This is a genomic window from Paenibacillus sp. FSL P2-0136 (assembly GCF_037975325.1).
Taxonomy (GTDB): Bacteria; Bacillota; Bacilli; order Paenibacillales; family Paenibacillaceae; genus Paenibacillus_AQ; species Paenibacillus_AQ silagei.
Genome location: NZ_CP150244.1, coordinates 5,771,867 through 5,789,762, shown reverse-complemented (window position 1 = coordinate 5,789,762; position 17,896 = coordinate 5,771,867). Strand labels below are relative to the sequence as shown.

At 56.5% G+C, this 17,896-nt stretch carries 16 protein-coding genes; 11 read left to right on the top strand and 5 right to left on the bottom strand.

All coding sequences use genetic code 11. From position 1 onward, the window contains the following. The first annotated feature begins 5 nt into the window (after positions 1 to 5). The 10 genes from NYE26_RS24550 (at position 6) to NYE26_RS24505 (ending at position 9,972) form a co-directional block, all read left to right on the top strand. On the top strand, positions 6 to 1,139 hold the full coding sequence (locus tag NYE26_RS24550; protein ID WP_209876010.1) for a glycosyltransferase: 1,134 nt from the start codon (positions 6 to 8) through the stop codon (positions 1,137 to 1,139). Between the two features lie 197 nt (positions 1,140 to 1,336). Next, positions 1,337 to 2,872: a glycosyltransferase family 4 protein gene (locus NYE26_RS24545; RefSeq protein ID WP_339250804.1), complete on the top strand. Its 1,536-nt coding sequence runs from the start codon at positions 1,337 to 1,339 to the stop codon at positions 2,870 to 2,872. Between the two features lie 51 nt (positions 2,873 to 2,923). Beyond that, a complete protein-coding gene (gene wecB / locus NYE26_RS24540; protein WP_036727134.1) occupies positions 2,924 to 4,018 on the top strand; it encodes a UDP-N-acetylglucosamine 2-epimerase (non-hydrolyzing) in 1,095 nt (364 codons plus the stop codon). Further along, positions 4,008 to 4,994, top strand: a complete 987-nt coding sequence (locus NYE26_RS24535; RefSeq protein WP_036727136.1) for a polysaccharide biosynthesis protein — start codon at positions 4,008 to 4,010, stop codon at positions 4,992 to 4,994. Before wecB ends, NYE26_RS24535 begins: the two co-directional genes overlap by 11 nt. After that, on the top strand, positions 4,991 to 5,830 hold the full coding sequence (locus NYE26_RS24530; RefSeq protein WP_036727137.1) for an SDR family oxidoreductase: 840 nt from the start codon (positions 4,991 to 4,993) through the stop codon (positions 5,828 to 5,830). The genes NYE26_RS24535 and NYE26_RS24530 overlap by 4 nt, the downstream gene beginning before the upstream one ends. Continuing rightward, positions 5,827 to 6,822, top strand: a complete 996-nt coding sequence (locus NYE26_RS24525; RefSeq protein WP_209876014.1) for an NAD-dependent epimerase/dehydratase family protein — start codon at positions 5,827 to 5,829, stop codon at positions 6,820 to 6,822. Before NYE26_RS24530 ends, NYE26_RS24525 begins: the two co-directional genes overlap by 4 nt. Next, the gene (locus NYE26_RS24520; protein WP_036727141.1) at positions 6,819 to 7,535 is read left to right on the top strand and encodes a glycosyltransferase; all 717 of its coding nucleotides are present in this window, start codon (positions 6,819 to 6,821) and stop codon (positions 7,533 to 7,535) included. Before NYE26_RS24525 ends, NYE26_RS24520 begins: the two co-directional genes overlap by 4 nt. 73 nt (positions 7,536 to 7,608) lie before the next feature. After that, positions 7,609 to 8,184 carry a class I SAM-dependent methyltransferase gene (locus NYE26_RS24515; RefSeq protein WP_076082334.1) on the top strand — a complete coding sequence of 192 codons (576 nt, stop codon included), beginning with the start codon at positions 7,609 to 7,611 and terminating at the stop codon, positions 8,182 to 8,184. A 25-nt stretch (positions 8,185 to 8,209) separates the two neighbouring features. After that, on the top strand, positions 8,210 to 8,932 hold the full coding sequence (locus tag NYE26_RS24510) for a glycosyltransferase (RefSeq protein WP_339250800.1): 723 nt from the start codon (positions 8,210 to 8,212) through the stop codon (positions 8,930 to 8,932). Further along, positions 8,929 to 9,972: a glycosyltransferase family 4 protein gene (locus tag NYE26_RS24505; protein WP_339250799.1), complete on the top strand. Its 1,044-nt coding sequence runs from the start codon at positions 8,929 to 8,931 to the stop codon at positions 9,970 to 9,972. The genes NYE26_RS24510 and NYE26_RS24505 overlap by 4 nt, the downstream gene beginning before the upstream one ends. A gap of 112 nt (positions 9,973 to 10,084) precedes the next feature. Here the strand turns inward: NYE26_RS24505 and NYE26_RS24500 are convergent, their stop codons facing one another. After that, a complete protein-coding gene (locus NYE26_RS24500; protein ID WP_209876019.1) occupies positions 10,085 to 11,155 on the bottom strand; it encodes a glycosyltransferase family 4 protein in 1,071 nt (356 codons plus the stop codon). 216 nt (positions 11,156 to 11,371) lie between these two features. Between NYE26_RS24500 and NYE26_RS24495 the strand changes: the two genes are divergently transcribed. Beyond that, the gene (locus NYE26_RS24495) at positions 11,372 to 12,088 is read left to right on the top strand and encodes a YhcN/YlaJ family sporulation lipoprotein (RefSeq protein WP_339250798.1); all 717 of its coding nucleotides are present in this window, start codon (positions 11,372 to 11,374) and stop codon (positions 12,086 to 12,088) included. 210 nt (positions 12,089 to 12,298) lie between these two features. Here the strand turns inward: NYE26_RS24495 and nagA are convergent, their stop codons facing one another. From nagA to NYE26_RS24475, 4 genes are all read right to left on the bottom strand, one after another. Beyond that, positions 12,299 to 13,492: an N-acetylglucosamine-6-phosphate deacetylase gene (nagA, locus tag NYE26_RS24490; RefSeq protein ID WP_339250796.1), complete on the bottom strand. Its 1,194-nt coding sequence runs from the start codon at positions 13,490 to 13,492 to the stop codon at positions 12,299 to 12,301. Then, a complete protein-coding gene (gene nagB / locus NYE26_RS24485; protein ID WP_036727151.1) occupies positions 13,480 to 14,208 on the bottom strand; it encodes a glucosamine-6-phosphate deaminase in 729 nt (242 codons plus the stop codon). The genes nagA and nagB overlap by 13 nt, the downstream gene beginning before the upstream one ends. Then, positions 14,208 to 15,086 (bottom strand): MurR/RpiR family transcriptional regulator, encoded by an 879-nt coding sequence (locus tag NYE26_RS24480; RefSeq protein WP_036727152.1) that lies wholly within the window; start codon positions 15,084 to 15,086, stop codon positions 14,208 to 14,210. Before NYE26_RS24480 ends, nagB begins: the two co-directional genes overlap by 1 nt. Before the next feature lie 775 nt (positions 15,087 to 15,861). Next, a complete protein-coding gene (locus NYE26_RS24475) occupies positions 15,862 to 17,688 on the bottom strand; it encodes an FTR1 family protein (protein WP_339257607.1) in 1,827 nt (608 codons plus the stop codon). Between the last annotated feature and the right edge of the window lie 208 nt (positions 17,689 to 17,896).

The following is a 17,896-nucleotide window of genomic DNA, read 5'->3' as shown; positions in this document are numbered from 1 at the left end:
TACTCATGAACAACGAATTTATTATGCCTGCCCCGCCGTTGCCGAGAACCCCTGCGGAGGAAGAGAAGCTGCGGGGACGTCTGACCGGCTTCAAGGGAGGCTATGACGAAGGATATCTGCGGGGACGTCTGGCTGTTCTGGACGGACGCCCGGAGGAGCCGCAGCCGGTAAGGAATATCCATGTGATGTACGTGGCTTCAGGCAAAGGGTATCCGTACTCTCCGATTGATGATGCTGTGCTCTTCGCGCTGCAAAGACTGACCACTCACGTGACGATTACCGATGTGCGCCAGAATCTGGTAGAGCTGGCTTCTGCCCAGCGTCCCGACCTCGTGCTTGTGCTGGATGGCCTGGATTTGCCCCTGGAGCAGGTGGCTATTCTGCGCGGTCAGGGCATCAAGACCGCGATCTGGCTGACCGATGATCCGTATTACACCGATTTCACAATGAAGATTGTGCCTCACTATGACTATGTATTCACACTGGAGCGTAATTGCGTAGAGATCTACCGCGGCCTTGGCTGCACGGAGGTCCACTATCTGCCCTTTGCCGCACACCGTGAGCATTACCGTCCGACTACCGGACGCTCGCCGGTCAGCCGGGATGTCAGCTTCATCGGGTCTGCCTACTGGAACCGGATTAATTTCTTCCGCGATATTATGCCGGAGCTGATGAGCTATAACACGGTCATTAACGGAATCTGGTGGGACCGGTTGCCGGAAGCACCGCTCTATGGCGACCGGATTGAGATCGGCAAATGGATGTCCCCCCAGGAGACGGCTGTAGCTTACAGCGGCTCGAAGATTGTGATCAACCTTCACCGCTCGCATATCGACGATGCCGTCAACAATAACACGCTGTATATTCCGGCTGTATCGCCGAATCCGCGCACGTTCGAGATTGCTGCCAGCGGCACGCTGCAGCTCTGCGATGCCCGTGATGATCTCGGCTCCTTCTACAAGGTGGGCGAAGAGATCGACACCTTCTCCGGCCCCCGCGAGCTGATGGACAAAATCCAGTACTATCTGACGCACGAGGAAGAGCGCCGGGAGATGTCCCTCCGCGCCTTCGAACGGACACTGAGGGATCATACGTATACCAGACGTCTGAGCCAGCTGCTTAGGGTTATTTACGGGTAAGCCAGCAGGGCAATCGTAGAACAGGCTGTCAGCAAAATGTGCGTATCACAGGGGACAGGTGTCGTGCCGGCATCTGTGCCTCCTCAATATACTGGAGTACCGGGCAGAGATGTTAGCCTGTCAGCTAATATACCCGTCCCAAGCAGGAGCACTGCTGAGTGATAACAGATTGTGTGCATTCAAAATTTAGGAGGTGAATGGCTGCTCCACAGCCCTTCGCAGGGGAGCGCCGAGACACCATGGCCGACAAAGCGACGATCGTCCTCTTTTCCCATGTCTCCAACACGCGCAGTATTACGGGTGCGGAGAAGCTGCTGTTATTCTTCAGCCGGGAGCTGTCTCCTTACTTCAATTGTATCCTCGTAGCCCCGCAGGACGGGAAGCTGACACAGCTGGCCCGGAGCTACGGCCTTCAAGTCCGGCTGATGTCTATTCCGCTGGTCTATGGAGTATACACTCCCTATGCCGGTCTTCCGGCAGATATCCGCAAGCTGCAGGAGGGCCGGGAATATCATGAGCTGACTCACTGGCTTGCGGAGCTCCGTCCGTCCTTCGTGATCACCAGCACCTGTGTGCATGCCCTGCCGCCCATCGCGGCGAAGTCACTGGGCATACCGGTGATCTGGAAGATCTCGGAGACCATTACAGACAACGAGTTCACCCCGATCAGCGTAGAGCTGATCCACAACAACAGCGATGAGATTCTGGCGATTTCACAGACAGCGGCAGCGTGCTTCCCCGAGGAGATCCGCGATAGTAAGGTGACCCAGCTTCCTCCGTCATGGAGTGACGCGGATTTGATGTTCGAGGCCTGGAGCAAGCTGCGCGGGGAACGGCGGAGTGAGCTGAAGATCGCCCCGGGGGACCCGCTGATCGGCTATGTCTCTTCCTTCATTAATAAGGAGAAGGGACTGGAGCATTTCGTCAAGATGGCGGTTCTGGTGCATGAGCAGCATCCGGCTGCCCGCTACCTCGTAGTGGGGACTCCCGGGGATAAAAGCTACTATGAGCGCTGTGTCCGCAAGGTGAAGCTGGAGGGTCTGACCTCACGCTTCCGGTTTGTCGGGTACGAAGAATGTCTGCCGGCCGCTTACTGCGCGATGGATCTGCTTGTTGTCCCCAGCCTGATCCGGGAAGGCTTCGGCATGACGGCCCTGGAGGGCTATGCCTTCAGCAAGCCGGTTGTCGCTTATGATTCCGGCGGCCTGCGGGAGATTCTGGACGCCGCAGGCTGCGGCGAGCTGCTAGTGCCTGCGGGAGACATGGATGCGCTGGCCGGGCGGGTGAACGCGCTGCTGGCCGACCAGGCGATGGCGGCCGGCATTGGCCGGCAGGCGCGGGAGCGCATCGAGGCCGTCTACGGCCCGGCGGCTTACCGCGTCCGGCTGCAAGGCTTAGCGGAGAGGTGGCATCTCCGCTACTGCCTCCAGCCGCCGCAGCTCATCGGCGGCCTGGAAGCCCCGCCCGCTGCTGCGCCGGCGGGCGGGAAGAGCGCCCCCGCGGCACAGCCGACGCGGGGCAAGACCGGGCGCCGCGCCGCACGGCTGCGGGCCGCGAAGCTGCGGCGCGGCAGGCTGCGCCGCGCCAAGTCCCGGAGCGGCGCGGCGGGAACGCGCCCGCGCCGCAAGAAGCGCGCGGCAGGCTCCGCGCGCCGTCGGGCCAGCGGCGGCAAGAAGCGCCGCGCGGGCCAGGCCGGAAGCCGCCGGAGCAAGCGGCGGCGTAAGGCATCCTGAGCAGCCTGCCCGGTTCCTAAGGGCAGGCCATAATCAAAGGGGAGTGAACCCATGAAGATCATGACGATTTTGGGCACGCGGCCCGAGATCATCCGCCTTAGCGTTATCATTCCGCTGCTGGACCGGTATGCGGAGCGGCATGTGCTGGTGCATACGGGACAGAATTTCACGGCCAGCCTCAGCGGGGTATTCTTCGCTGAGCTGGGACTCCGCGCACCGGACTACGTGCTGCAGGATAAGCAGGCAGGACTCGGGGGTCAGCTGGCCGCCATGTTCGGCAGTCTGGAGAGCATTCTGCTTCAAGAGCAGCCGGACCGCGTGCTGCTGCTGGGGGATACCAACAGTGCGCTATGTGCCATTCTGGCCGAGCGGATGGGCATCCCTGTGGTGCATATGGAAGCAGGCAACCGCTGTTACGATCTGAAAGTGCCGGAGGAGAAAAACCGCCGTGTCATAGATGCCGTCTCCACCATAAATATGCCGTATACCCAGCAGAGTAAGAGACATCTGCTCAGCGAAGGGTTCCCCAGCCAGCGTATCGTGTTAACCGGCAACCCCATCCATGAGGTGATTACGCATTACGAAGAGCAGATCGCGGCCAGTGACATCCTGTCCCGGCTGAAGCTTGAAGCCGGCCGGTATCTGCTGGTAACAGCCCACCGGGCCGAGAATGTCGATGATCCGGAGTCGCTGCTCCAGATTATGTCCGGGCTGAACCTGGTGGCTGAGCATTTGGGACTCCGCCTGATCTGCAGCATCCATCCCCGTACACGCTCCAAGCTTACGGAGCAGTTCCCGCTGAGTATGAACCCGCTGGTGGAGTTTCACGAACCTTTCGGATTTTTTGACTTTGTTCATCTGGAACGTTATGCCCTGTGCGCCATTACCGACAGCGGCACCGTTCAAGAAGAATGTTGCCTGATGGGAGTGCCTACGGTGACCATACGCCGGACGACAGAACGCCCGGAAACTATCGATTGCGGAAGTAATGTAGTGTCCGGGGTAGAACAGAACAGCATTCTGCGCTGCACCGTGCTGATGACGTCGCTTAAGCCCGATTGGGAGGCGCCGGAAGGGTATCTTGCCCAAGGTGTCTCGGTAAAGGTAGTTAAATTTCTGCTTGGAGGGAACCTGCATGTTCAATAATAAACGGATTCTGGTTACAGGCGGTACCGGTTCCTGGGGGCATGAGCTGATCCGGCAGCTGCTGCCGCAGCATCCCAAAGAAATCATCGTATTCTCCCGCAGTGAGTCTGCACAGGTAGCCATGAGCCGTGAATTTGAAGATAAGCATCTCAGCTTCATCATCGGCGATATCCGTGACAAGGATGCGCTGGTGGCTGCCTGCCGCGGTGTGGATTATGTCTTCCATCTGGCCGCGCTCAAGCATGTACCCGTCTGCGAGGACCAGCCGTACGAGGCGCTCAAGACGAATGTGGTCGGCACACAAAATGTCATCGAAGCCGCGATTGCCAACAATGTGGAGAAGGCGATTTACATTTCTACCGACAAGGCGGCCAATCCGTCGAACTTCTACGGTATGACCAAGGCCATCGGTGAGAAGCTGTTCGTCTATGCCAATCTGATCGGCTCAGGCACCAAGTTTGTTACGGTGCGCGGAGGCAATGTGCTGGGTACGAACGGCAGCGTGGTCCATCTGTTCATGAAGCAGATCAAGGACAAGGGACAGGTAAAGATTACGGATATGAACATGACCCGGTTTTTTTTCACCCTGCGCGATGCCATTACCCTGCTGTTCAAGGCTTCCGATGTCAGTATCGGCGGAGAGATCTTTGTCATGACCATGCCGACCTGCCGGATCGTGGATTTGGCCGATGTGCTGATTGAAGCTTCCGGCCGGACGGATGTCAGTATGATCGAGACCGGCATCCGCCCGGGTGAGAAAATCCATGAGATCCTGATGAGCGATTTCGAGAGCCTGACTACGGTGGTCTACGATGAGCAGTACCTGGTTATTCTGCCCACACTCGATATGCCGGAGCTGAAGGAGCATTACCGTCATTTCCCTCATGTGTCCTTCAGCAGCTTCAGCTCGGAGAATCATTTGATGGAGCAGGCTGAAATCAAAGATATCCTGATCCGGGGAGGGTTCCTCCAGTGAAGCTCCTGATTCTCGGCGGAAATGGTATGGCAGGTCATATGCTGGCGGAGTATTTTCGCCGCCAGGGCAAGCACCACATCTTCCATACAACCCGGGATAAGAAGGATCTTGGAGGGTTGTATGTAGACGCCGACGACATCGCCGGTGTAGAGAAGCTGGTTGAAATCGTCTCCCCCCATTGCATTATTAATGCGATGGGGGTACTCAATCAATTCGCCGAACGGGACCGGATCGGCGCGTATCATGTCAACGGATTTCTGCCCCACCGCCTGCGGCGGGCAGCGGACCAGATTCATGCCCGGCTCATCCATATCAGCTCCGACTGCGTGTTCGAAGGAACACGCGGCGGTTATACGGAGGAGGATGCCGCGGATGGAACCTCGGTCTACGCCCTCACCAAGAGTCTTGGAGAAGTGCGGGATCCCGGACATCTCACGATCCGTACCTCCATTATCGGGCCCGAGATCCGCTCCGGCGGAATCGGCCTCATGGAATGGTTTCTGGCCCAGAAAGGCCGGGTAACCGGATATGAATGCGTGATGTGGAATGGAGTCACCACCCTGGAGCTGGCCAAAGCCATCGATTCCCTGCTGGACTCGGATCTCTCCGGGCTGATTCATCTGGCCCACCCGCAGCCCGTAAGCAAATATCAGCTGCTGCAGATGATGCAGACCGCATTTCATAAAGAGGATGTTGAGATCATCCCGCAGCAGACGCCGGTTCAGGACCGGACGCTGATCAGCACGAGAAGCGATGTCACGATTGAGCTGCCTTCCTATCCCCGGATGCTTAGCGAGCTTGCCGACTTTATGCGCAGCTCAGAGCTGCTGACATGAGCGGGCGGCGTCTCCTTATTACCGGAGCTTCCGGCTTTACCGGCAGGCATGCCGTGGCCTACTTTGCCGCCGGAGGAGCGGAGGTGACTGCTGTAGTCCGCCGCAAGCCAGCTGCGGAGTTGTTCCCGGACGGCGTTCAGCAGTATGTCTGTGACCTGGGGGACCGCAGGGCTGTGGCGGCAATGATTGGAGCGGTGAAGCCGGATCAGGTGCTGCACCTGGCAGGCAAGAATTCGGTCCCGGAGTCCTGGAGGGACCCGCTGCTCTACATGGAGACCAATGTAATGGCTACTCTTTATTTGCTTGAGGCGCTGCGTGTCCAGCCGGCCAGCCGTATTCTGGTGGCCGGCTCCCGGCTTAAGTATAGACCGGGTGCGGCAGACCCGCCCCATCCCTATAGCCTTAGCAAGACGCTGGAGGAGCTGGTATCGCTGGCCTGGGCAACGCTGTTTGCACAGCCGGTGCTGATGGCGGAGCCCTCGAACCTGATTGGTCCGGGTCCGTCCACCGGCTTCTGTTCCCTGCTGGCACAGCATATTGTGCGCAGTGAAGCAGCCGCTGTAACCGGATCGGCTGCACCTGCTGCGTTTCGGCTCTCCTCGCGCCATGCGCTGCGTGACTTTCTGGATGTGCGTGATGCGGTCAGGGCCTATGGCTTCATTCTGGATTCGGGCGAGACAGGAAGGATCTACCGCATTGATTCCGGGACAGAGCGGGAGCTGGGGGAGGTTGCGGCGAAGCTGCTGGCCCATGCGGCAGCTCCGGTTGCGATGGACTGGGGCCCGCAGGAGGAGCACAGTCGGGGCAATCCTTCCCCGACACCTGCCGTTCCGGCGAAGCCTCCAATTGAATCTGCTGATAGTAAGGTACCGCCTGAAGAATCGGGGGACTATGCTGTTATTTCCGGCTGGATGCCGGAGATTGCGCTGGACCGTTCGCTGGCGGATATTATCGGCTATACAAGGGCCGGTAAGGAAGGAAGGTTGTTATGAAGCCCAGAGTATCCGTAGTTATTCCTTTTTACAATTGCCCTTATATTGAGCAGGCGCTGCAGAGCGCCATAAGCCAATCCTGGCAGCCTTATGAGATTATCGTAGTGGATGACGGTTCAACTCTGCATGCAGAGCGGATTACCCCTTACCTGCCCTACATTCACTATCTGGGCAAGGCCAACGGCGGCACCGCTTCGGCACTTAACCACGGTATTGCGCATGCCACGGGAGATTATGTAGTCTGGCTCAGCTCGGATGATATGTTCTATCGTGACAAGATCAATAATCAGGTTCTGTTCATGGAACAGAACCGTTTGCTGATCTCGTACACCAACTTCAATTACATTAATGGAAACTCGCAGGCTATGGAGCTGAATGCTGCGGCCGTATTCCCGAATCAGCTTGAATATCTGCGCTGCTTCCTGTACGGCAATCCTATCAACGGCTGTACGGTGATGTTCAAGCGGGAGATCTTCGGAGCCATCGGAATGTTCGATGAAGCACTGCCGTATACCCATGATTATGATCTGTGGTACCGGGCGATTCTGAACGGTTATGCACCGGTGATGCTGAACCAGTCCTTGACGGCTTACCGCCGGCATGAGGGAATGGGCACGCTCAGACACTACGATGTCATTATGGCCGAGGCTGCAGCAACCAGTGCCCGTTATCACGCTCCCTTAAGCGCCCTGATTGCTTCCATGGGCGGCTAGCTGCCGGAGCGCGCATAGCCGGCACTGCAGCACAGCCCAAGACCAAGCAACTAACGCTTAGGAGGGAGAGCATATGTACCGGGAAATTGAAGTGAAAGACTTCCTGCCGGTCCTGCTGGAGCAGCTGAAATTCTCCGAGAGTATTCTGGATATCGGCAGCGGTACCGGTACGCTGCTGGAGCGGTATGAGGCCGCTGTAGTGCTGGGGCTGGATATCCACAGGCCTTATCTGCTGCACCGCAAATACAAGTCCCCTCATATCATTCCGGTTCATGCCGATGCCGGCCATATCGATAAGCTGTTCCTGCCGGGAACCTTCTCTGCGGTCACTCTGATCGATTCTCTGGAGCATTTTTCGATGAGTGAAGGCATAGAGCTGCTACGTAAGGCGGAGCTTATCGCTGCGAACCGTGTCATCGTATTTACACCACGGGGCTTCTTCCCGCAGGAGGGGAAGGACCATTTCAATCTGCATGGGGAGTATTACCAGAAGCACTGGAGCGGCTGGGAGCCTGAGGACTTCCTGAAGCTGGGCTACGCTGTAACCGTACTGAAGGGATTTCACCATGCGGAGAATCCTTCATTCCGGGAAGCCTTCGGTGAGAATCACGCGCCGCTGGACGCCCTGCTCGCCTGCAAAACAGTATAAATGAACTCAGGGAGGAGGCCGGGCCATGAATCAGAAGACCAAGGTCTCGGTGGTGATTCCGTTCTATAATTGTCCCTACGTGCATCTGGCGGTTGAGAGCGTGCTGGCCCAGAGCTACGCGGATATCGAGCTGATCGTGGTGGATGACGGTTCCACACTCCATACGGAGAAGCTTGAAGCCTATAAGAGCCGGATCGTGTATGTCCGCAAGACCAACGGAGGAACCGGCTCGGCGCTCAATAGGGGAATTGAGGTGGCAAACGGAGCTTATTTTGCCTGGTTAAGCGCGGACGATCTGTTCCATCCCGATAAAATCAGACGGCAAATAGAAGTCATCCGCAGCTCGGGAACCTCCTTCAATCATACGGCTTACTACTATATTAATGAGCACGGGCAACGGTTTCAGGACATCGTCCGAATGCCGGCCTGCAGCAGGCCGGCCCTCATTCAGACCATGATGTCCAGCTGTCCGGTTAACGGCAGCACGGTGCTGTTTGATATGGAGATCCTCTCCAGGGTGGGAGCATTTAATGAAAGCCTCCTGTATACACAGGATTATGATATGTGGCTGCGGATTCTTCCGCATTATGAGTGGTCTTATATAGAAGAGCCGCTGCTGGATTACCGTGTGCATAATGAGATGGGCTCGGTCCTGCACAGCGAGGCGCAGAACCGGGAGATTGCAAGGGTGCAGTTCATGCACAGGGGCAATTTGACGCAGCTGCTGAGAAAGGAGACAAGGAATTGAGACTGACCTTCCCGGTTCTGACCTTATCCAGAGGCGGCGCGCAGCGGATGATAACTGAGCTGGCTAACCGTCTGGCTGAAATTGGCCATGAGGTCGTTGTTCTTTTACCCAGCCATGGCTTTGTTGAATATGAGATGAAATGTCCGATTATCACTGCGCCCGCTCCGGTGCTTACCGAAGATGATTTTCCCTATGGGGATGTAATTATCTCCAATTATTATACAACCGTTCCGGTTGCCGAGCGGGCCAGCCGGCAGGGCAAAGGGCTGCATATCCGGCTGGCCTTATGCTATGAGCCGAATTTCTTGCCGGATAATAACCAGTCGTTCGCTTCCTACAGCATTACCCGCAACCTGCTTCTGCTGTCCCGCTGGCAGCAGGAGGTCATACGGATCAATCACGGCATTAAGGGCAGAATTGTTCCGGTCGGCGTTGCTCCGGATTTCAAGAATACGCATTTACGCGACAACGCAGACTGGCCGCTGATCGTCTCGGCCATCATGCGGCGTCCGGAGGGCGGATTCTCCGGCCACCGGGAACAGGAATACCTGATTCAGCAGCTCGATATGGTCAAGCGGCTTCATCCAGAGGTGGAGATCTATATCATGACTCCCCCTGCTGAATATGCCGCATCTGATAGTCTGCAGGCCTTGCTTAACACCGGGCGTTATCAGCTTCGGACACCCGGCAATGACAACGAGCTGGCTTTTCATTACAATGAGACAGATATTTTTGTCAGCGCAAGTACTAATGATGCCGGTTCGTTGCCGGGGCTGGAGGCGATGCGCTGCGGTGCTGCACTGGTTACCGTATATTCGGGGGGGAATCTTGAATACTGCGCACACGGGCAGAACTGTCTGATGTCATACCGTCATGAGAACCGTCTTGCTGCGGATATAGTGACGCTGATAGAGGACCGAGAGCTTCGACAGCGTCTGGCCGCCAGGGGAGAGCAGGATTCACTGCAGTTTACCTGGGAGAGAAGCGTGCAGATTTTCCAGGCCGAGTTGTTCGAGATGGTGTCCAGACAAGGCGTGTGATGCCTCCAGGCAGAACGCCAAACACAGAGAAACCTTCAACCCCCGGCTGGCGCTGGGGATTGAAGGTTTTTTTTGGCCTGCAGATAGGATATATGAAGCTTGCTTGCAATAGTTAGAAGATAGAGAAGGAGTTCATCATCTCGCGGAAGGAATGTGCGTATTGATCGAATCCGAAATGCGTAACCATATGCTGACGGCCCTGATAGCAGATGGCTTCACGCAGCGCAGTGTTATTCATCAGCTCAAGTCCTTCGTTCACGGCAGCCTCCACATTGCCAAGCGGATAGAATTTGCCGGTAATATTATGGGTGATGAAGGATCTGACTCCGTCGGAATCCGTGCTGAGTACCGGACAGGAGCAGCAGACAGCCTCAGCTACAGCATATCCGAAGCCTTCTGTGACTGAGCTGGACAGCAGGAAGCCTCCTGAAGCGGCAATCGATGAATAATAGACAGGCATCATCTGGTTAGGCATGTTTGTGAACACATTCAGCCGGTCATTCAGGCCAAGGGCATGCAGCTCTTCATTGAATGCCGCCTTCTGGTCATCTGAGGCCAAGCTCGGATCATGGAACATCCAGAGATGAAGGTTAGGCCTCTGTTTGCGGATATGATAGGCAATCTTCAGATACTCGCTCCAGTTCTTGTTGGGCTCCAGCCGCCCTACCCAGGCGATAACAGGATCAACGGGCGCTTCGGCTGGGATATAGCGGAATCCTTGTACATCCACGAGGTTCGGAATAACATAGCGCTGTAGCCAGGGGCAGATCTCGATAAACAGCTCCAGTAAATGATCGGTGGGGGGAATCAGCACGGCATTGCAGAAGGCTTGGAGATAAGGCACGGACTCTATAATCACGTTACGTGCTTCGCTTCGTGTTCCCAGACCCTGGGACTCGTAGATCAGGATGCCGCCATACCCCAGCCGGCGCAGGCGTTCAAGCAGCAGATAATCGGAGGTTACGATAATGGCGTCATAATGATGGGTATTCAGTACCGTTCTGATCTCTTCATCCTGGTTCGTGACAAATACCGGGAAGCTTACACTATTGTGGGTGCCGGACCCCGGCATGAGATAGAGCACATGGCATTCGATGCCGTTCTTCTGAAGGCTCTCACACCGCAGTCTGTTCAGGGTCTCAACCCCGCCGCTCGGTACATAAAACGTAAATAGAATTCTCAAGCTTACCCCTCCTGATCTGGACTCTCGCGGAGAAACACAGTCTGCTGTTATATAAGATACGCCGGAGTTCTCTTACATGTGACTGTGGAGGCAGCTCTGCCAAATCCTTTCTGGATAACCGGGCAGAGGAGGAGCCATGCTAAGGGTTGTCACACTACACTATATTATTCTGTGATGGGGGATGAAGGAATGTTGCGATCGAAATTAGGCTTGTCCGTGTCTGCAGCCTTGCTGCTCGGCACCATAAGTATGACCGGCTGCGGTGCCGGCCATTCGGCAGATAGCGGCAATATGCAGACGAAAAGTGTACGGGGGACAGACGGGCGCATCCACGTGAACTCCGCACGGGACATGAACCGTGACGATGACTTCGGCAGCATGGAGATGAGCAAAGAATTGGCTGACCGTGTTGCGGCGATGCGGGAAGTCCGTTCAGCTAACGTTATTATGGTTGGCAGAAGCGCTTATGTCGCTGTAATGCTGGAGGATGCTTCGGGCAAGGTTCACACCCGGAGTACCACCCGCGAGAAAGCTACGGGAAGAGGAACTGCTGCGGGGGTGCCGGGAATGACGGGAACAGGCGGCTCCATGGCCGGCATTCCGGGAAGTCTGACAGGCACTGGAACCATTGGCGGTACAGGTATGGCAGCTCCCGAAGATTATCCGGGGAACGGCAATAACGGGCTGATGTCCAGAAGCAGTATAGGGGAGGATAAAGACACGCTTCCTGGGGAGATCAAGAACAAAATCGCCGCAGAGGTTAAAAAAGGCAACACATACGTCGGCAATGTCTATGTCTCGGCGAACCCGGATTTCGTGGAACGGGCCGATTATTATGCCCGGGAATTCCGTGCCGGACATCCGCTCAGAGGCTTCGCGAATGAATTCCGCATCATGGCGGAACGGATTTTCCCTGCGCGCAGCGGACAGTGAGCAGGCGCTACAGCATAGTGCCTTGAATGAAGATAGTATTCCAGAGGGATATGAGGCTTATTCAAATGACGGCACAGCAGGGCAAAAGTGAATGACGACAGACACAAACAATGCAGCCCTCTCACCCGGAAAGCCGGGTGAGAGGGCTGCATTGTTGTGTTTATACGAATACGAATACGAATACGAATACGAAGCTGTGTCTTATCCGGATCAGGCCTCCAGCTTACGTCCGCCGATCCATACGCCCCGCAGGTTCAGGTCTTGATCCAGCTGCAGAATATCGCCGCGCTTCCCTGCCTCAAGCGTTCCGATAGACCGCTGCATGCCGAGCGACAGCGCCGGATTAAGGCTGGCAGCCTGTGAGGCTTCCAGCAGACTGAGACCAACCTCCTGAACCAGATAACGGAACCCGCTAATCATCGTCAGTGTGCTGCCGGCCAGCGCTTCGGGGTGCTCCTTCAGCGTGGCTATGCCGTCCTTGACGATCACAGGCAGATCACCGATGGCATATTCTCCGTCGCTGAGTCCGGTTGCTGACATGGCATCTGTGATCAGCAGCAGATTATGATTGTTTTTGAGCCGGGTAATGAGGCTGATGGCTGCCGGATGAACATGGATGCCGTCGGCAATCACCTCAGCTCTGATCCGGGTATCAAACAGGACGGCACCGGCTGTTCCCGGCTTGCGGTGATGCAGCGGTGTCATGGCATTGAACATGTGCACCGCATGGTTCAGCCCGGCATCTGCAGCGGTAATCACCTGCTCGAATGTGGCATCTGTGTGGCCGAGCGCAGCCGTAATGCCATGCTTGCGCAGCCACTGGATAGCTTCCAGGGCAGCTTCACGCTCAGGAGCCAGGGTGACCTGACGGATCATTCCCGGATACTTTTCCTCCCATTCCTCCAGCCATTCTATATTAGCCGGAACAATGTGCTCAGGATTCTGCGCTCCTGGCCATCTCACGCTGATGAACGGCCCCTCCAGATGTACACCTGCCAGCCTTGCATAAGGCATGCCGCCCTCACGGGAACGATAAGCATCTACCTCAGCTAACACCTGATCGATGTCTGCCTTGGCAGCCGTCATGGTTGTAGCAAGCATAGAGGTCGTCCCGTGTGAGGCATGGAACCGTGTGATATCGTCAAGCGCATCTGCATCGCTGTACATGAAGTCATGTCCGGCTCCGCCGTGCACATGCACATCGACGAATCCGGGGATCAGCAGACCTTGCGGCTCCCGGGTGACTGTCTGCCAGCTCTCATAGGCTGCGGGCAGCCAGGAGGCTTCTCCGGCATATTGAATCAAGCCATCCGCTACGGCAATTACACCCTGCTCGGTGATTCCGTCAGGAGTCAGCACCTTGCCGTACAACAATTCTCCGTGCGCACCGTTTATTTCAGCCATTTCGCAGCTCCTTCATCCAGCAGGACGACCACATTTGGATGGCTCTGCAGCAGCGAGGCGGGACACTGGGTAGTGATTGGGCCCTCCAGCGCATTTTTAACTGCTTCCGCCTTCTCTTCCCCGCGGACAAGCAGTACAATCTGCTTCGCCTTAAGAATTCCGCCGATGCCCATTGTTACCGCCTGACGCGGCACATCCTCTACACGCTCGAAGAAGCGTGCATTGGCTTCCAGGGTCTCTTCCAGCAGATCGACCACATGTGTTCCGCTGCTCAGGCTGGCATCCGGCTCGTTGAAGCCGATATGGCCATTGCTGCCGATGCCGAGGATCTGCAGATCCACCGGACCGTTATCCTCCAGCAGCTTGTCATACGCACGGCATTCGGCCGCAAGGTCCGGAGCATTTCCGTTAGGCACATGGGTGCGTGCCAGGTCGATATCAATGTGATTGAACAGATGCTCATTCATGAAGCTCCGGTAGCTCTGTGGATGATCCACAGGCAGTCCGACATATTCGTCCAGATTGTAGGATGATGCCTTGGCGAAGCTGACATTGCCCTTGCGGTGCATCTCCACCAGCTTCTCGTATACCCCGACAGGGGAGCTTCCGGTAGCCAGTCCGAGAACGGCTCTGGGATTGCTCTGCAGCAGACTGGCGATCAGGTTAGCTCCTGTGGCTGCGAAATCTTCTTCATGCTGAAATTTCAAAATGTTCATTAGATTTGACCTCCCCGTTTATGACGGTAATGTTGGACGTTCAGATAAGATTGCTCCAGCTTGGGGATGAAATCTCCAAACCGGGTACTGACCATGCCGGTGAACAGAATATCGATAATGTGCAGCTGTGCGATCCGTGAGGCCATATCACCGCGCCGCATGCCCTGCTCAAGAGACGAGGAGAACAGCGGAATATCAGCGAGTGTAGCGAGAGTACTGCTTCCGTATGAGGTTAACGACACCGTGGCTGCGCCGCTTGCGGCCGCACAGGTTAAGGCATCCACCGTCTCCGGGGTCTCTCCTGAATAAGAGACTGCAAAGGCTACATCGCCGGAAGAGAGTGAGGAAGCGGAAGTAATCTGCATATGGGAATCGGCAAAAGCGGTACAGTTCACACCGATGCGGATCAGCTTCTGATAGAAATCCTGGGCTACGATGGATGAGGTTGCCATCCCGTACAGATCAACCCGCCGCGCCCGGCACAGCAGATCAATGACCTGCTGCAGCCGGCTCAGATCCAGCAGCGAGGTGGTATCCCGGATCGAGGCCAGGTGGTTGGCCTGCATGGCCTCTACAATGAATTGCAGCGGATTGCCGGCCACGATGTCCTGATAAGAGGAGCTGCCGGTCTCCGGCGAGCCATCGCTATGCGCCAGCTCAGCCGCCAGCTTGAGCTTGAAATCGGGATACCCCTTGAAGTGCAGCGCTTTGCAGAACCGCGTAATCGTCGCTGTGCTGATGCCGCATTCCTCCGCCAGCTCGGTGATGCCCATATGGACAATCTCCCCGGGCGAGGCCAGAATACGCTCAGCCAGCTTGCGTTCCATTTGCGACAGCTTGGGCTTGTCATGCTCCAGAGCATGCAGAATGGGAGACAAGCGTTCACCTTCTTTTCTATAGATTCAGATTCATGTAGCTTTCTCTACTTATAAGATGTACATGTAGAATGAATACTTAATCTGGCCGAATGCACCGCTTTCTGAAATTATTTTACACAATGCTTATGTTTATTAAGAAAATTATTTTCATACTCAGGATAAAACAAATTGCGGAAGGTTGCAATAGGCAGTTTGGTTTAAGGCTGATTTGGGGCTGAATGAAGGGGGAGGGAGGTGGATTTTGGATAAAGTATGTATATAATTGCGGCCCAAGTGTATGTGGAAAACAACGTTCATTGTGCTGACGCGTAAGCACATGGGCCAAATGCGAATGTATGTGGAAAACAGCATACATTGTGCTGACGCGTAGGCACATAGGCCAAATGTATGTCGAAAACAACATACATTGTGCTGACGCGTAGGCACATAGGCCAAATGTATGTCGAAAACAACATACATTGTGCTGACGCGTAGACACATGGGCCAAATGTATGTGGAAAACAACATGCATTGTGCTGACGCGCAGGCACATGGGCCAAATGTATGTGGAAAACAACATACATTGTGCTGACGCGCAGGTAATCCTATATGGTCCTTTTCTGCACTTGCACGCTCAGCAATTAGTGTTTGACACGGCATTCAACTTCTGTTGATTCTTTAATCTGAACTTGTAAATATTCCTTACAAGTTCGGATTAGGGCAGAGATACAAAAAGCTGCAATCTGCGTGTTTGAAGGCACACGCACAGATTGCAGCTTTTATATTATTAGTATGTTTATTTAGTGATCCCGTTGGCAGCCTTTGTCTTGTTGACTCTACGTCTGCTGCGCAGCAGCTCCCAGAGGATGAAGACGAGGACAAGCAGCTGCGGGATGGTGGTCTCCCAAGTCGGATATATGCCCAGCCAGCCGATGGAAGGCAGACTGTGGCCGTTATGGGCGGGCAGCTTGCCGGCGATCTGCAAGGCGTGAAGGCTCTCCCCGAGGAAGCGGAACACCAGATAGTAGATCAGCACTGTAGCAGCGCGGAAGAAGGCGGCAACCGGCAATCTGGCGCTCAGTGCAATCATGGCATAGCCGAGGATAATCAGGACCACAAGGGCACTGCCAATCCCGAGCAGCAGTTGAGAGGTATCAATGGCCGGTGCCATTCCTGCGTAGAAAATCGTAGTCTCGGCCCCTTCGCGCAAAATGGCCAGCGCAGCGATGAAGAACAGGTACCACAGATTGCCTTTGGCCAGAGCGCCCTGCATCTGGCGGTCCACATATTTATTCCAGGCTACCGTGCTGGATTTCCCATGCAGCCAGCGGCCGACGGTGAGCATCATGACCACAGCGACGAGGCCGGTGATGCCTTCGATCAGCTCGCGTGCGCCGCCGGAGGCGGCTTGGGAGAGGGAATAGGTCAGCAATACGGCGAGGCCGATGCTTGCAGCCAGACCTGCCGCTGCGCCGGACCAGACCCAGCGGCGGGCCGCCGGTACTGCTTCACGGCGCAGATAGGCAAGCAGGGCGGCGAGTACAAGAATCGCCTCCAGCCCCTCGCGCAGCAGAATGAGTGCCGCATCCCATGCGGTATAAGTCTGTTCCCCGGCCAGCGGCGTCAACTCAGAGAGCATTGTGTCCATAAGCGATAGCGCTTGGTCCAGCTTCGGAGGGCTGGAGAGCAGATAACCGGTGACGGCGGTGCTCTTGTTCTCGATGCTGGCATAGACCTTGGGTGAGGCCAGCTGGACCTGGCCTTCGGCCGAAGGCCAGGCAGCGATGAACTGTTCCATTATATCAGCGGCTGCTGCGCTGTCGCCGGCCTGGGCAGAAGCGGAAGCTTGCTTCAGATAGCTGATCAGCCCTTCAATGGAAGCCGGCTCCGCTGGCGCGTCACCGGTATCGACGGCTTTGCCTTCGCTGTAGCCGGACAGCAGCGTCACCAGCGCTTCCGACTCCGCCTGCGCGGCCTCTCCGCGGACCGGCTCTGCCTGCAGCGCAATGCGCAGCAGGCTCATCTTCGTCTCCAGCAAGCCGTAGACGGCGGGATTGTCCGCCCGGATGCCTCGTTCCACTGGCGTCCAGCCGTTCACCACGGCGCGGTAGGCTTCCGCCGCCGCGGCCCAGTCGGCGCTGCGCGCCGCATCCCGCGTGCGCTCCGCCGCGGGCAGCAGCTTCGCCGCCGCTGCGCGTCCGGCGGCGCCCGTGTCACCGCCGCCTTCGCCTGCGGCGGCGGTGACGAACGCGTCCACGCTGCGGGCGAGCGTGGACAGGGCCGCCTTGGCGGGCGCTCCGCCGCCGCCCGCCAAGGCTTCCGCCGCGGCGGCCAGCGCGGCGTCCACCTCAGCAGCCGGACCGGCGAGTGCCGGGTCCGGCTTGCTCTCGTTAGCGCTGCGCCACAGCGCCGCGAACGATTCAACATCGGCCGCCGCCGCCTCCCAGCGGCTCTGGCCGGCCTCGACCAGCGCGCTGCCTACAGGCGGCAGCAGCTCATCCAGCGGCGCGCCTGACGCAGAAGCCGGCGCGCCGGGTAGCAGCACAAGCAGGCAGAGGAGCAGCAGCGCTGCCCTGATCGGCCGCCATGGACTCTGTGTAACCGTGATCATCATCGGGATCATTCCCTTCAAGTTTAGCGAGGAGGGGTCACTTGCAACGGACTCAGCTGCGCTTATTTTAGTAATATTAACGTTTCTGCAAGTTAAACGGACTCAGTGGAGCTTATGTACAAATAATTGGGAGGAAAACGCCCGCTGTAGCGGAAATAAGCGCCGTGCAGTCCGTTGGAGTAGCTGAATATGCTCGAAAAGAGAAAATAAAGGCCTCTCA

Excerpts from the sequence above, each read along its gene's own strand:
- NYE26_RS24550 (WP_209876010.1), top strand. The coding sequence starts at position 6 with ATGAACAACGAATTTATTATGCCTGCCCCGCCGTTGCCGAGAACCCCT.
- NYE26_RS24545 (WP_339250804.1), top strand. The coding sequence starts at position 1,337 with ATGGCTGCTCCACAGCCCTTCGCAGGGGAGCGCCGAGACACCATGGCC.
- wecB (WP_036727134.1), top strand. The coding sequence starts at position 2,924 with ATGAAGATCATGACGATTTTGGGCACGCGGCCCGAGATCATCCGCCTT.
- NYE26_RS24535 (WP_036727136.1), top strand. The coding sequence starts at position 4,008 with ATGTTCAATAATAAACGGATTCTGGTTACAGGCGGTACCGGTTCCTGG.
- NYE26_RS24525 (WP_209876014.1), top strand. The coding sequence starts at position 5,827 with ATGAGCGGGCGGCGTCTCCTTATTACCGGAGCTTCCGGCTTTACCGGC.
- NYE26_RS24520 (WP_036727141.1), top strand. The coding sequence starts at position 6,819 with ATGAAGCCCAGAGTATCCGTAGTTATTCCTTTTTACAATTGCCCTTAT.
- NYE26_RS24515 (WP_076082334.1), top strand. The coding sequence starts at position 7,609 with ATGTACCGGGAAATTGAAGTGAAAGACTTCCTGCCGGTCCTGCTGGAG.
- NYE26_RS24510 (WP_339250800.1), top strand. The coding sequence starts at position 8,210 with ATGAATCAGAAGACCAAGGTCTCGGTGGTGATTCCGTTCTATAATTGT.
- nagA (WP_339250796.1), bottom strand. The coding sequence starts at position 13,492 with ATGGCTGAAATAAACGGTGCGCACGGAGAATTGTTGTACGGCAAGGTG.
- nagB (WP_036727151.1), bottom strand. The coding sequence starts at position 14,208 with ATGAACATTTTGAAATTTCAGCATGAAGAAGATTTCGCAGCCACAGGA.
- NYE26_RS24475 (WP_339257607.1), bottom strand. The coding sequence starts at position 17,688 with ATGATCCCGATGATGATCACGGTTACACAGAGTCCATGGCGGCCGATC.